This window comes from Streptomyces sp. NPDC004629, assembly GCF_042873595.1.
GTDB lineage: Bacteria > Actinomycetota > Actinomycetes > Streptomycetales > Streptomycetaceae > Streptomyces.
Genome location: NZ_JBIALO010000012.1, coordinates 36,652 through 51,310 on the forward strand (window position 1 = coordinate 36,652; position 14,659 = coordinate 51,310).

10 protein-coding genes are annotated in these 14,659 nt (G+C 71.8%); 7 read left to right on the forward strand and 3 right to left on the reverse strand.

What is annotated here, in order from left to right; translation table 11 throughout:
• Window positions 1-14: 14 nt before the first annotated feature.
• The 5 genes from mmsA to ACFYTE_RS19815 all read left to right on the forward strand — a co-directional run bounded on the left by mmsA (window position 15) and on the right by ACFYTE_RS19815 (window position 8,841).
• Window positions 15-1,517, forward strand: coding sequence for a CoA-acylating methylmalonate-semialdehyde dehydrogenase (mmsA, locus tag ACFYTE_RS19795; protein WP_388711715.1), 1,503 nt, complete (start codon window positions 15-17; stop codon window positions 1,515-1,517).
• 310 nt (window positions 1,518-1,827) lie between these two features.
• Window positions 1,828-3,228 (forward strand): APC family permease, encoded by a 1,401-nt coding sequence (locus ACFYTE_RS19800; RefSeq protein WP_388711718.1) that lies wholly within the window; start codon window positions 1,828-1,830, stop codon window positions 3,226-3,228.
• Between the two features lie 130 nt (window positions 3,229-3,358).
• Window positions 3,359-6,277, forward strand: coding sequence for a CocE/NonD family hydrolase (locus ACFYTE_RS19805; protein WP_388711721.1), 2,919 nt, complete (start codon window positions 3,359-3,361; stop codon window positions 6,275-6,277).
• Entirely contained in the window at window positions 6,274-7,137 is an 864-nt protein-coding gene (locus tag ACFYTE_RS19810; protein WP_388711724.1) for an ABC transporter permease, read from the forward strand. Before ACFYTE_RS19805 ends, ACFYTE_RS19810 begins: the two co-directional genes overlap by 4 nt.
• Before the next feature lie 153 nt (window positions 7,138-7,290).
• Window positions 7,291-8,841 (forward strand): von Willebrand factor type A domain-containing protein, encoded by a 1,551-nt coding sequence (locus ACFYTE_RS19815; protein WP_388711726.1) that lies wholly within the window; start codon window positions 7,291-7,293, stop codon window positions 8,839-8,841.
• A 19-nt stretch (window positions 8,842-8,860) separates the two neighbouring features.
• On the opposite strand, the gene ACFYTE_RS19820 is transcribed toward ACFYTE_RS19815, so the two are convergent.
• From ACFYTE_RS19820 to ACFYTE_RS19830, 3 genes are all read right to left on the reverse strand, one after another.
• The gene (locus tag ACFYTE_RS19820) at window positions 8,861-12,019 is read right to left on the reverse strand and encodes a glycoside hydrolase family 2 TIM barrel-domain containing protein (protein WP_388711729.1); all 3,159 of its coding nucleotides are present in this window, start codon (window positions 12,017-12,019) and stop codon (window positions 8,861-8,863) included.
• 320 nt (window positions 12,020-12,339) lie between these two features.
• Window positions 12,340-12,747, reverse strand: coding sequence for a rodlin (locus ACFYTE_RS19825; RefSeq protein WP_388711731.1), 408 nt, complete (start codon window positions 12,745-12,747; stop codon window positions 12,340-12,342).
• 263 nt (window positions 12,748-13,010) lie between these two features.
• Window positions 13,011-13,421, reverse strand: a complete 411-nt coding sequence (locus ACFYTE_RS19830) for a rodlin (RefSeq protein WP_388711734.1) — start codon at window positions 13,419-13,421, stop codon at window positions 13,011-13,013.
• Window positions 13,422-13,684: 263 nt separating this feature from the next.
• On the opposite strand from ACFYTE_RS19830, the gene ACFYTE_RS19835 reads away from it, so the two are divergent.
• Window positions 13,685-14,095: a rodlin gene (locus ACFYTE_RS19835; protein WP_388711737.1), complete on the forward strand. Its 411-nt coding sequence runs from the start codon at window positions 13,685-13,687 to the stop codon at window positions 14,093-14,095.
• Between the two features lie 294 nt (window positions 14,096-14,389).
• On the forward strand, window positions 14,390-14,617 hold the full coding sequence (locus ACFYTE_RS19840) for a chaplin (protein ID WP_388712257.1): 228 nt from the start codon (window positions 14,390-14,392) through the stop codon (window positions 14,615-14,617).
• Window positions 14,618-14,659: the final 42 nt, after the last annotated feature.

Sequence of the window (14,659 nt, forward strand, 5' to 3'; positions counted from 1 at the left end):
AGGAGTAACCGGGAATGACGAAGATCGTCAACCACTGGATCGGCGGCAAGACCGTCGAAGGCGCCTCGGGGACGTACGGGCCCATCACGGACCCGGCGACCGGGGCGGTCACCACCAAGGTCGCGTTCGCCACCGTCGACGAGGTGGACGCGGCGGTCGCGGCGGCCGAGGACGCCTTCGCGACATGGGGCCAGTCCTCGCTGGCCAAGCGCACGCAGATCCTGTTCCGCTTCCGCGCGCTGCTCGACGCCCACCGCGACGAGATCGCCGCCCTGATCACCGCCGAGCACGGCAAGGTGCACTCCGACGCGCTCGGCGAGGTCGCGCGCGGCCTGGAGATCGTCGACCTGGCGTGCGGCATCAATGTGCAGCTCAAGGGCGAGCTGTCCACACAGGTCGCGAGCCGTGTGGACGTGTCCTCGATCCGGCAGCCGCTGGGCGTCGTCGCGGGCATCACCCCGTTCAACTTCCCGGCGATGGTCCCGATGTGGATGTTCCCGATCGCCATCGCGTGCGGCAACACGTTTGTCCTGAAGCCGTCCGAGAAGGACCCGTCGGCGTCCGTCAGGATCGGCGAGCTGCTGGCCGAGGCCGGTCTGCCGGACGGCGTCTTCAACATCGTGCACGGCGACAAGGTGGCCGTGGACCGGCTCCTGGAGCACCCGGACGTCAAGGCCGTCTCCTTCGTCGGCTCGACCCCGATCGCCCGCTACATCCACACCACCGCCGCCGCGAACGGCAAGCGCGTCCAGGCCCTGGGCGGCGCCAAGAACCACATGCTGGTCCTGCCGGACGCCGACCTGGACGCGGCGGCCGACGCGGCCGTCTCCGCCGCCTACGGCTCCGCGGGCGAGCGCTGCATGGCCATCTCGGCGGTCGTCGCGGTCGGTGTGATCGGCGACACACTGGTGGCGAAGATCCGCGAGCGCGCCGAGCGGATCAAGATCGGCCCCGGCAACGACCCGACGAGCGAGATGGGCCCGCTGATCACGGCCGCGCACCGCGACAAGGTGGCGTCGTACGTACGGGGTGCCGCCGCCGAGGGCGCCGAGGTCGTGCTCGACGGCACCGGCCACACGGTCGAGGGCTTCGAGGACGGCCACTGGATCGGCATCTCGCTGCTCGACAAGGTGCCGACCGGCGCGAAGGCGTACCAGGACGAGATCTTCGGCCCCGTCCTGTGCGTGCTGCGCGTCGACACGTACGAGGAGGGCCTGGCCCTCATCAACGGCTCGCCGTTCGGCAACGGCACCGCGATCTTCACCCGGGACGGCGGCGCCGCCCGCCGCTTCCAGCTGGAGGTGGAGGCGGGCATGGTCGGTGTGAACGTGCCGATCCCGGTTCCCGTGGGTTACCACAGCTTCGGCGGCTGGAAGGACTCGCTCTTCGGCGACCACCACATCTACGGCAACGACGGCACGCACTTCTACACCCGCGGCAAGGTCGTCACCACCCGCTGGCCGGACCCGGCCGACGCCCCCGCCGGCGTGGACCTCGGGTTCCCGCGCAACCACTGACCGACCCGCCGTGCGCCCCGCCCTCCCACACCGTGAAAACCGCGGAGGACGGGGCCTGACGTTTTTTTGACGCAGTGCCTGCGATTCTCGTACGGGCGCAACGCGCGGAGGGGACAGCCGGATAGTGCCGTTTACGCGATCAACCGGCCTCTCGATCTGCGAATTCCGTAGGTGAACGGCTATTGACGTGCTGGTTTTCGTTGGGATTCCATCAGCGCCGGGAGCGACACGAAAGATGGACGACGCGAGCCGCCGGAGGCGATAACGCTCCCGCCCCACCACTCCGCACGAGTCCGATCGGAACCGCTCCATGACCGACACGCTCCGCCCTGTCGAAACCGGCGCCCCGCAGGCACCGGCCGACGGTCCCCAGCAGCTCAAGCGTTCCATCGGCGTCGTCGGCGGCACCCTGCTGACGCTCTCCTGCGTGACGCCCGCCTCCACCCTGTTCGTCGTGGTCCCCGACCTGTTCGGCTCGCTCGGCACCGCCACCGCCCTGACCATCGCCATCGGCTCCCTCCTCTGTATCGCCGTGGCGTTCTGCTACTCCGAGCTGGGCACCCTCATCTCCAGCGCGGGCGGCGAGTACGCCATGGTGTCCACGATGGCCGGACGACTCGCCGGCTGGCTGGTCTTCGTGCTCTCCCTCCTCGTCGTGATGATCGTGCCCCCGGTGATCGCGATGGGCACGGCCGACTACCTCGCCCCGATCGTCCACCTCGACCCGGCCATGACCGGCGCCGGCGTGATGCTGCTCGCCACCCTCGCCGGCCTGCTCGACCTGCGCGCCAACGCCTGGATCACCGGCATCTTCCTGGTGCTTGAGGTCATCGCCGCCGCCCTGGTCGCCCTGCTGGGCTTCACACACGGCCACCGCGGACTCGGCAGCCTCACCTCCCTGCAAGTGGCCGGCGCCGACGGCCACACCGACACCGTGACCGCCATGCTGGTCATCTCCGGCCTCGCCATCGCCCTCTTCGTCACCCAGGGCTTCTCGACCGCCGTCTACCTCTCCGAGGAACTGGAGGACCCCCGCCGCAACGTCGCCCGCACGGTCCTGGCCACCCTCGCCATCTCCGCCGTGATCATCCTGGTCCCGGTCGTCGCCATCACCATGGGCGCCTCCGACATCGAGCAGCTGACCGGCGGCGACATCGGCTCCATGGTCACCGCCTGGTCCAACTCGGCCGTCGGCACCTTCGTCAGCCTCTGCGTCGCCCTCGCCATCATCAACGCGGGCATCGTCATGGTCATCCAGAACTCCCGCGTACTGTTCGCCTCCGCCCGCGACAAGGCCTGGCCCGAACCGGTCAACAACGTCCTCTCCCGGCTCGGCCGCTTCGGCTCCCCCTGGGTCGCCACCCTCGCCGTCGGCGTCCCCGGCGCGCTGCTCTGCTTCGTCAACCTGGACACGCTGTACGGCGTCACGGGCGTCTCGGTGACCGGCATGTACCTGTTGGTCGCGGTCGCCGCCCTGCTGGCCCGCCGCGGCCCGCACCGGCACACACCCGCATGGCGCATGCCGCTGTGGCCCGCGATGCCGGTCCTGCTCATCGTCGTCCTGGCCTACGTCCTCAGCACGCAGGAGACGGTCTATCTGCTGTGGACCGGTGGCATCGTGGCCGCCGCCACCCTCTACTGGGCCTTCTACCTGCGCCCGCGCCGCGACACACGCTGGCTGGTGTCGATCCCGGAGGACGCGAGGACCTGACCTCGCCGGCCGGAACCCGGCGCGTACCGCGTTTGCGGTATGCCGGAGCGGGCCCGTACTCCTCGGGAAGGTGCGGGGGTTCCGACCGGTGGCTGCATCGGTTGTCGGTGGCGGCCCGTACCGTTGGGGCATGGATCTTCGACTGCCCGGCCGGCGCGGGCTGTTCCGGGGGCCGCGGCGGCTGTGGACCGCCGCGGCCGCCGTCGTGGTGCTCGCCGGCGCCGGCACGTGGACGGCCGTCGCCGCCGACGGCCCGCCCCGGGTACACCGGACCGACCAGGTCATGACCATGGCCGACGGGACACACATCGACACCTCGTACTTCACCTCGGCCGCCGCGGGCCGCCGCCCGGCCGTCCTGCTGGCGCACGGCTTCGGCGGCAGCAAGGACGACCTGCGCGCCCAGGCCCAGGACCTGGCCCGGGACGGGTACGTGGTGCTGACCTGGTCCGCGCGCGGCTTCGGGAAGTCGACCGGCAGAATCGGGCTGAACGACCCGCGGCACGAGGTCTCCGACGTCTCCCGGCTCATCGACTGGCTGGCCGAGCAGCCCCAGGTCCGGCTCGACAAGCAGGGCGACCCGCGCGTCGGCATGGCCGGCGGCTCGTACGGCGGCGCGATCTCCCTGCTCGCCGCCGGACACGACAAGAGGGTGGACGCCATCGCCCCGGCGATCACGTACTGGAACCTGGCGGACGCCCTGTTCCCGAACGGCGTGTTCAAGAAGCTGTGGGCGGGGATCTTCTTCAACACCGGCGGCGGCTGCGCCAGGTTCGAACCCACGCTGTGCGCCATGTACGACCGGATCGCCGAGGCGGGCAGGCCGGACGCCGCCGCCCGCACCCTGCTGGAGCAGCGCTCGCCGTCCGCCGTCGCCGACCGCATCAAGGTGCCCACGCTCCTCGTGCAGGGCCAGACGGACTCCCTGTTCACGCTCGCCCAGTCCGACGCCGCCGAGAAGGCCATCCGGGCGAACGGCGCCCCGGTCGACGTCGACTGGATCTCGGGCGGGCACGACGGCGGCGACATGGAGACGGACCGTGTGCAGGCCCGCGTCACGGCCTGGTTCGACCGCTACCTCAAGGACGACAAGGGAACCGACACCGGCCCGGCGTTCCGCATCACCCGCACCGGAGGCGTCGACTCCACCAACGGCACGGCCCTGCAGCGCGGCGCGAGCGCCGACACCTACCCCGGCCTGGAGGCCGGCCGCCGCTCCCTCGCGCTGACCGGCGGCACACAGCGGGTCGAGAACCCGGCCGGGGCCAGCCCGCCGGGCGTCTCCGCGCTGCCCGGCCTCGGCGCCGCGAGCGGGCTCGGCGGGCTGTCCGCCCTCGGCGTCGGGGTCTCCCTCGACTTCCCCGGCCAGTACGCCGCGTTCGAGTCGGCGCCGGTCGCCACCGACCTGCGCATCACCGGCTCCCCGACGGTCACCGTCCACATCACCTCGACCCGCGACGACGCCGTGCTGTTCGGCAAGGTGTACGACGTCGGACCCGGCGGCAGCCGGCCGGTGCTGCCCGCCCAACTGGTCACCCCGCTGCGCGTCGAGGGCGCGAAGTCCGGCAAGGACGTCACGGTCACCCTCCCGGCGATCGACCACGAGGTGCAGAAGGGCCACCGGCTCCGTCTGGTCCTCGCCTCCACGGACCTCGGCTACGCCTCACCGGCGGCCCCGGCCGCCTACACCGTCTCCCTGAAGGGCGACCTGAGCGTGCCGACGGCGCCGGGCGTGACCACCGCGGCGGCGCCGCTGCCGTCCTGGGTGTGGTGGCTGCCACCGGCCGCCGCCGTGCTGGCGCTGGCCCTGCTGCTGACCGCCCGCCGCCGCACAGCGGTGTCCGAGCCCGATCCCGCCCTGGCCGACGTCCCGCTGCAGATCACGGACCTGAGCAAGCGGTACGCGAAGTCGGCCGACCGGTACGCGGTGCGGGACCTGTCCTTCCGCGTCGAGAAGGGCCAGGTGCTGGGGCTGCTCGGGCCGAACGGCGCGGGCAAGACGACGACCCTGCGCATGCTGATGGGCCTGATCACCCCCGACGACGGTGAGATCCGCGTCTTCGGCCATGCGATCCGGCCGGGTGCGCCGGTGCTGTCGCGGGTCGGTGCCTTCGTGGAGGGTGCGGGCTTCCTGCCGCATCTGTCCGGCCGCGAGAACCTGGAGCTGTACTGGCGGGCGACCGGCCGTCCGGCCGAGGATGCGCACCTGGACGAGGCCCTGGAGATCGCGGGCCTCGGCGACGCGCTCGCCCGCGCGGTGCGCACCTACTCGCAGGGCATGCGCCAGCGGCTCGCCATCGCCCAGGCCATGCTCGGCCTGCCCGACCTCCTCATCCTCGACGAGCCGACCAACGGTCTCGACCCGCCGCAGATCCGCGAGATGCGCGGGGTGATGATCCGCTACGCGGCGGCGGGCCGCACGGTGATCGTCTCCAGCCATCTCCTCGCCGAGGTCGAACAGTCCTGCACCCATCTGGTGGTGATGGACCGGGGCAGGCTGGTCCAGGCCGGCCCGGTGGGCGAGATCGTCGGCTCGGGCGAGACCCTCCTCGTCGGCCTGGCCACCGACATCACGGACCCGCTGGTCGAAAAGGTAGCGGCGCTGCCAGGAGTGGCATCCGCAACCCGCACGGACGGCGGCCTACTCATCCACCTGACCCTCACACACCCGTCGCCGGCCCCGTCCGGGCTTCGGGCCATGGACCCGTCCGGAGACTCGTCCGCGGACCCGGCCGGGCTCCTGGCAGAGGGCCCGCCGGTGCTCCCGGCCGGGCACCCGCCCGGGCTTCCGTCCCTGGGCTCGTCCGGGGGCCCGTCCCCGGACCCGACCCGGCACCCGTCCGGGGGCCCGTCCCCGGAGCCGACCCGGCACCCGTCCGGGGGCCCGTCCCCGGAGCCGGTCGGTGGTGGGCGCTCGGCGGGGAGTTCGTCGGAGGCTGCCGCGCGGCTTCTCGTCGAGTTGGTTCGGCTCGAAGTTCCCGTCGTCTCGCTCGGGCCCCACCGCCGGCTGGAGGACGCCTTCCTCACCCTGATCGGAGGTTCCGCATGAGCACGCTCACCGAGCCCGTCGAGGTGGCCTCCGGCTACCGTGCGGGGCACACGCTGCCGCTGCGGGTGGAACTGGTGCGACAGCTCAAGCGCCGCCGCACGCTCGTCATGGGCGGCATCCTCGCCGCCCTGCCGTTCGTCCTGGTCGTCGCCTTCGCCGTCGGCGGCAACCCGAGCGGACGCAACGGCCAGGTCACTCTGATGGACACGGCCACCGCGTCCGGCGCCAACTTCGCCGCCGTGAACCTGTTCGTGTCGGCGGGCTTCCTCCTCGTCATCCCGGTCGCCTTGTTCTGCGGGGACACGGTCGCCTCGGAGGCGAGCTGGTCGTCCCTGCGCTATCTGCTCGCCGCGCCCGTACCCCGGGCCCGCCTGCTGTGGTCCAAGCTCGCCGTCGGGCTGGGGCTCAGCCTGGCCGCGATGGTGCTGCTGCCGCTCATGGCCATCGCCGTCGGCACGGCGGCCTACGGCTGGGGCCCGCTGGAGATCCCCACCGGCGGCGCGCTGGACCCGGGCACGGCGGCCCAGCGCCTCGTGGTGGTCGTCGCGTACATCTTCGTGTCCCAACTGGTCACCGCGGGGCTGGCGTTCTGGCTGTCCACGAAGACGGACGCACCGCTCGGCGCGGTCGGCGGCGCGGTCGGTCTGACCATCGTCGGCAACGTCCTGGACGCCGTGACCGCCCTCGGCCACTGGCGTGACTTCCTGCCCGCACACTGGCAGTTCGCCTGGGCCGACGCCGTGCAGCCGCGCCCCGAGTGGTCCGGCATGATCCAGGGCACCGCGATTTCCATGACGTATGCGCTCGTGCTGTTCGCCCTGGCCTTCCGCGGGTTCGCCCGCAAGGACATCGTCTGCTAGATCACCGGAGGATCACCCACCGGTCTCGACGGGCCCGCTCCGTGGCCGCTTCGAGATCCATCCGCAACACCCCGTGCCGCACCATCGGCTCCCGCCCGCCGTCACAGTCACAGATGTCGAAGACAACCGGCACAGGCACAGGGGGCACAGACGATGGAACGGCACCGGACACGACGGACGTGGGGCGCGCTGCTCGCCCTCGCGGTGGCGGGCGGCCTGCTGGCGACGGGGTGCGGCGGGGGCGACGACACCGGCGCGCACCGCGCGAAGGACGCCGCCCCGGCCCCGGCGTACGGCGGGGGCTCGGTACGACGGCAGGACACCGGGGGCCAGGGCGGGGGCCAGGACGAGAGGGGTTTCGCGCCCGATCCGTCCGCCGACCCCGCCGACGCCCTCTTCACCTTCGCCCTGGACGTCGACACGGCGTCCTACGACTACGCCCGCCGCACCCTCGCCGACGGCAGCAGGCCCGACCCGTCGACGATCCGGCCGGAGGAGTTCGTCAACAGCTTCCGCCAGGACTACCGGCGGCCCGACGGCAACGGCTTCACCGTCACGGTCGACGGCGCCCGCACCGGCGCCGCCGACTGGTCCCTGGTGCGGGTCGGCCTCGCCACCAGGGACGCCGGACCGGCCGATGAACGCCCGCCCGCCGCGCTCACGTTCGTCCTCGACGTCTCCGGCTCCATGGCGGAACCGGGCCGCCTCGACCTGGCCAAACAGTCCCTCGGCACGATGACGGACCGGCTGGGCGACGACGACTCGGTCGCGCTGGTCACCTTCAGCGAGGAGGCCGAGACGGTGCTGCCGATGACCCGCCTCGGCGGCCACCGCGGCACGGTCCACGACGCGATCGACACACTGCGGACGCGGTCCTCGACCAACCTCGTCGCGGGCGTCGAGACCGGCTACGCCACCGCCGTCGAGGGCCTGCGGCGCGGCGCGACCAACCGGGTCGTGCTCATCTCCGACGCCCTCGCCAACGACGGGGAGACCGACCCGGACGCCATCCTCGAACGCATCGACACCGCCCGCCGCGAGCACGGCGTCACCCTCTTCGGCGTCGGCGTCGGCAGCGACTACGGCGACGCGCTGATGGAGCGCCTCGCCGACAAGGGCGACGGACACACGGTGTACGTGTCCGGCACCGAGGACGCCCGCCGGGTCTTCTGCGACCAGCTCCCGCGGAACATCGAGCTGACGGCCCGCGACGCCAAGGCCCAGGTCGCCTTCGACCCGCACACGGTCGCCGACTTCCGGCTCGTCGGCTACGACGACCGGCGCGTCGCCGACGACGACTTCCGCAACGACCGCGTGGACGGCGGCGAGGTCGGTCCCGGCCACACCGTGACCGCCCTGTACGCCGTACGCACCAGGCCCGGCGCCCACGGCCACCTCGCCACGGCCACCGTCCGCTGGCTCGACCCCACCACCCGCGACCCGCACGAGCGGTCCGGCACCCTGGAGACCGGCGCCCTCCGGGAATCGGTGTGGAGCGCGACCCCCCGCTTCCAGGTCACCGCGGTCGCCGCCTACTTCGCCGACGCCCTGCGCGCCGGCGAAGAGCGCCACGACCGGCTGCCGGGCGCCCCCGGACTCACCGCTCTGCGGGCGCGCGCACACGATCTGGCGGGCGTCACCGAGGACGAGGCGGTCCGCCGGCTCGCCGAGGCCGTCGGACAGGCGGACCGCTCCGTCGGCTGACCGCCGGGGCCGGGCGCGGCTACCCGTCCGCGGGCCGCAGCCGGTACCCGTAGGCGTATGTCCGCCCGGCGTGCAGCAGGTACTGCTCCAACGGCGCGGCGCCCCACGAGTTGATGCCGCCGACGCCCATCTGCCGGTGGTTGACCAGCAGCACCGTCTCGGCGCGCCGGGTCAGCTCGTGCGGGTGCCGTGGCCCGTCCAGGTCGGCCGGCGTGTGGTGCAGGGCGCTGGTCTCCAGCAGCGCCTCGCCGTCCGCGGGGTCGGCGACCACCCGCAGCCCGGCACCGGAGCGGCCGGTCAGCGACAGCCACCGCACATCGGTCTGGTTGCCCGTCTGCTGCGGCCGTACGTACGGGGCGACCTGTGCGTCGACCGTGGAGCGCCAGCGCCCCACGAACGCGGATGCCTTGCGGTCCTGGTAGTTCTCGTGCGGCCCCCGCCCGAACCACTCCAGCCGCTCCGCACCCGCCGGCACCCGCACCAGCGCGCCCACCATGGGCAGATCGGGCAGCCCGGCGGCGGCGTCCAGCGTGTGCCGCACCCGCACCTCCCCGTCCCCGCGCACCCGGAACACCGTGTGCCAGGCGGAGGTGTGCGGCGCGGTCGGCAGCGTGCAGGAGACCTCGACGACGACCTCGCCGGGCGCGGACTGCTCGGCCCGCACCGCGGTCACCGTCCGCCGTGCGCCCGCGTCCCGCCAGGTCAGCGCTGTCTTGTGGAAGGCACGGCCGATGTCGTTGTCGGTCGGGCCGCGCCAGAAGTTGGGCACCGGGCCCTCGACGAGCAGCGCCCGTCCCCGCCAGGTGTACGAGGCGAGGGTGCCGGACGCCTTGGACAGCACCACCTCCATGTCCCGCCCGCGCACCCGCACTTCGGCATCGGTCTCGGTGAGGGTGAGGCCGCCTGGGGCGGGGGAGTCGTCCGGTGCGGGCGCGGACCAGTCCAACGCGAACTGCTCGGCGGCCACTTCGTGTCCCGCGCCGGCCCAACCGGTCGCGTCACGCAGCACGAAGGAGAGGCCGAGGAAGTACTCGGCGCCGGGTTCCGGCGCGGCGGGCCTGCGGTAGGGGACGCGGACGACGCCCTGCGCGCCGGGCGCCACCGCAGGCGCCGGCAGCGTGCCGTGCTGCACCGTCGTACCGTCACGGGTCACGGCCCACCGCAGTTCGTAGCCGTTCAGGCCGCTGAACAGCTGCTTGTTGCGCACCCGCACGGTCCCGGCCGCGAGGTCGTCCGCGGTCAGGCCCACCGGCTGGTGGCACTTCTTGATCTCGATCAGCCCGGGGTGGACCGAGCGGTCCGCGGCCACCAGCCCGTTGCAGCAGAAGTTGCCGTCCGTCGGATAGCCGGGGCGCCAGTCGCCGCCGTACGACAGATAGGTGCCCCGGGAGCCGCCCGGCACCGGCAGCCGGACGGCCTGGTCGACCCAGTCCCAGACGAACCCGCCGTGCAGGTTCGGGTAGCGCTCGAAGACCTCCCAGTACTCCCGGACGTTGCCGCCGCTGTTGCCCATCGAGTGGTTGTACTCGCACAGCAGGAACGGCGTGGGGTTGCCGGACCTGCCGTAGGCCTCGACGCCCGCCGGGCTGGTGTACATCTCGCTGTGCAGGTCGGCGACGGCGTTCATGCCCTCGTAGTGCACCGGGCGGGAGGCGTCCCGGGAGTGCACCCAGTCGGCCATGACCTGGAAGGTGTCGCCGTGCCCGGCCTCGTTGCCGAGTGACCAGACGACGACGCTCGGATGGTTCTTGTCCCGTTCGACCATCGAGCGCAGCCGGTCCACGCAGGCGTCGGTCCACTCCGGCAGCGAGGCAGGCACGGTGTCGCGCACGCCGTGCGTCTCCAGGTTGGTCTCGTCGATCACATACAGCCCGTACTCGTCGCACAGTTCGAGCCAGCGCGGGTCGTTGGGGTAGTGCGAGGTGCGGACGGCGTTGATGTTGTGCTGCTTCATCAGACGGATGTCCTGCAGCATGCGTTTCTCGTCGACGGCCTGGCCGCGCTCGGGGTCGCTCTCGTGGCGGTTGGTGCCGCGGAACATGACGGGCTTCCCGTTGAGGGTGAAGGTCCCCGGCCCGTACTCGACCTGGCGGAAGCCGACACGGGTGCTGTGGATGTCGACGGCCCGGCCCCGGGCGTCGGAGAGCGTCACCACCAGCGTGTAGAGGCTCGGCCGTTCCGCGGACCACAGCGCGGGCGCCCGCACCCCGCCCTTCAGGGACACGGTTGTGTCACCGGCCGCGCCCGCGAGGCCCAGCACCCGCCGCCCGCGGGCGGCGAACAGCTCGGCGCTCACCCGGTGGCCCGGGACGCCGCCGTCGCCGCCCCGGTCGCGCACCGTGACGTCGACGGTGAGGACGGCGTCGCGGTAGGCGGAGTCCAGCGCGGTGTGCACGAACAGGTCCTGCACATGCACCCGCGGGATCGAGTACAGATACACGTCCCGGAAGATCCCGGACAGGTCGATCATGTCCTGGTCCTCCAGCCAGCTGCCGTCGGACCAGCGGTGCACCTCCACGGCCAGGGTGTTGGTGCCGGGCCGCAGATACCGGGTGACGTCGAACTCGGCGGGGGTGTAGCTGTCCTCGCTGTAGCCGACCCGCTGCCCGTTGACCCATACGAAGAACGCGGACTTGACGCCCTGGAAGGACAGCAGTGTGCGCCGGCCCGACCAGGCGTCCGGCACGGTGAAGGCGCGGCGGTAGGAGCCCACCGGATTGACGTCGTGCGGCACCTCGGGCGGCGCGGGCGTCTCGTAACCGATCCACGGATACTTGATGTTGAGGTAGATCGGCTCGGGGTACCCCTCGATCTCCCAGTTCGAGGGGACGGGGATGCGGTCCCAGCCGCCGTCGTCGTAGCCGGGCTCGTGGAACCCGACGGGCCGCTGGTCCGGGTTGCGCGACAAGCGAAAGCGCCAGTCCCCGTTGAGGGAGCGGTGGTACGGCGACTCCTGGAACCGTCCGCGCAGCGCGTCCGCGGCGCTCGCGTACGGCACCAGCCGGGCCCGCGCCGGCTCGCGGTCGACCTGGAACACCCGCGGGTTCGCGTCCCACGGGTCGCCGTCGGCGGCGAAGGCACGCTTCTGCGCGGCGAAGGCGGCCCAGCCGGCCAGGGCGCCCGCCGCGAGGACGGTGCGACGGCGCGGTCGGTTCAGGGGGGCTCTCTCTGCACTCATACGGCGGCTCCGAACGCAAGGCATCAAGAAACGCCAGCATCGAACGGAACCGCGCACCACACAAGGGTGCGGCGGACGCACAGAACCGTATGGCGCAAAGAGATTGACGTACCGTCAGTGCTTCGGCACGAGCCGCGACCGGGAGCCGTCATGGGCGTACGCAAGGATCTGAAGCGGCGGCGCGGGGCGCCGCCGCCGTGGTCATGCGCCGCCGTGAGCAGGGCGTCTGGCACCCGGTCACGGCGGCCCGCTTCGCCCGTGCCGACACACAGAAGGCGGGCCACCGGGAACCGGTGACCCGCCGCGGCGGAGCGGACCGCTCAGCCGTTGCCCGTGCCGTTGCCGGACAGGGCCGAGATGTCGTCCAGGATGTGCGACAGCGGCTCGTCGCCCTTGGCCTGGGTGGAGTTCTCGACGCACTGCTGGTTCTGCGGCGACGAGAGGACGGGCACGTCCTGTACGGCGACCGGGACGAGACCGACGAGGGAGCCGACGTTCGCCTTGGCCGGCAGGCCGATGCACGGCTTGTTGAGCGAGCCCTGGACCAGCGAGTGCTGCGGGCTCATGTCACCGAAGGTGGCCGAGTTGCCGAACTCCGACTGGGCGCCGACGCCGCTCGCGGACGTGGTGCCGGTGTCGTTGCCGATGGCCAGGGCCTGGGGGGCGGCCGCGCCGGCAAGGCCGGCGACCGAGGCGGCCACAGCCGCGGTTGCCCACAGCTTCTTCATGTTCGTTCCCTTCGAAAGGCGGACTCCGGGGACGGAGTTGCGTGATCGCCAACGGCGGCGCAGCGGACCGGGTTGCGGGCTGTGCCTCGAACGGACCAGCGCGATCCGATCAGCGGACCAGCGCAGCCCGGAACCGGGACCGGCCCGGCCCGATCAAGGGAGAAACGTCCCTGCGCGGTCATGTCCCGTAACAGGCCGACGGGCCGCCGGAAGTCCGGCGGCCCGCTGGGAAAGCCCGGAAGGGGCGTGGGAGGTGTCCCGGGTCAGTTGTTGCCCGTGCCGTTGCCGGACAGGGCCGAGATGTCGTCCAGGATGTGCGACAGCGGCTCGTCGCCCTTGGCCTGGGTGGAGTTCTCGACGCACTGCTGGTTCTGCGGCGACGAGAGGACCGGGACGTCCTGTACGGCGACCGGGACGAGACCGACGAGGGAGCCGACGTTCGCCTTGGCCGGCAGGCCGATGCAGGGCTTGTTGAGCGAGCCCTGGACGAGCGCCATCTGCGGGCTCATGTTGCCGAAGGTGGCGGAGTTGCCGTACGCCTGCGAGGCGCCGTTGCCGCTCGCCGAGGTGGTGCCGTTGTCGTTGCCGATGGCCAGAGCCTGCGGGGCGGCGGTGGCCGAGACGCCGACGACGGAGGCGGCGACCGCGGCGGAGGTCAGAACCTTCTTGATCACTTGCGATTCCCTTCTGAAGAAACCCCGTCCACCGGAGTGCCCTGGTTCAACTGGAGAGAACGCATCCGGTTCCTGGTATTCACCCCGATGGCCGACATGCCGCCCCGCCGGGAATACATGGGTGTGACCCTTCCGAGTGGCGCGTTAATTCCGTTGCCGCCGGACGATCCGATCGGGTGACGTGCCGCAACCATTTGGCTCGTGACGGGTTGATGCGGCAGGAACGTGCGTCTTGGCCAGGAGGCCAGGAAAGGAAAGCGAAAATGCTGAAGAAGGCAATGGCCGTGGCGGCGGTCGCCGCGTCCGTCGTCGGTGCGTCGGCGGCGCTCGCCCCGCAGGCGCTTGCCCTCGGCAACGACAACGGCACCACGTCCGCGAGCGGCACCGGCGCCCAGGAGGCGTTCGGCAACCAGGTGACCGGGGGCCATCTGAGCCCGCAGGCCACCCTGGTGCAGGGCTCGCTGAACAAGCTCTGCGTAGGCCTGCCGGCCAAGGCGAACGCCGGCTCGGTGGTCGGCGCCGTCCCGGTCGCCGTACAGGACGTGCCCATCCTCTCGTCGCCGCAGAACCAGCAGTGCGTCGAGAACTCCACCCAGGCCAAGGGCGACGAGCCGCTGTCGCACATCCTGGACGACATCTCGGCCCTGTCCGGCAACGGCACGGGCAATCACTGAGTCGACCCCGCGGAAAGTCCGCCCGGGCCGCGCGCCGTTTTCCGTGCCGCCCCGGGCGGACTTTTCCATGAAATCCCCGTTCAACCTGAAGTACATCGCTCAGCCGAACTGTTTCCTCTCATGCGTCAATGTTGTGAAGGCGTTCGAGTGAATTACGGGATGACGCGCGTTCTGTAGTTTCTTCGACCGTCTATCCCTCGTTCTACAACCTGCCGGTCATGGTGCGAGCCGTTCAAGCTGTGCTCGCTCGGTTTCGGCCGTCATAGGGGCATGACCGCAGAGAAGGGAAAGTTCATGAAGAAGAGCGCTGCCGTCGTCGCAGGCGCGATCCTGGCTCTGGGCGCCGCCGCCCCGGCCTTCGCGGACTCCGGTGCCGAGGGTGCTGCCGTCGGTTCTCCCGGTGTTCTGTCCGGCAATGTCGTCCAGCTCCCCGTGCACGTTCCGGTGAACGCGTGCGGCAACACCGTCAACATCATCGGGCTGCTGAACCCCGCGTTCGGCAACACCTGCGCCAACGGCTGACGTCACCCGACATCACGCGCCGGCCTTCGGGCTGTGCAGCGG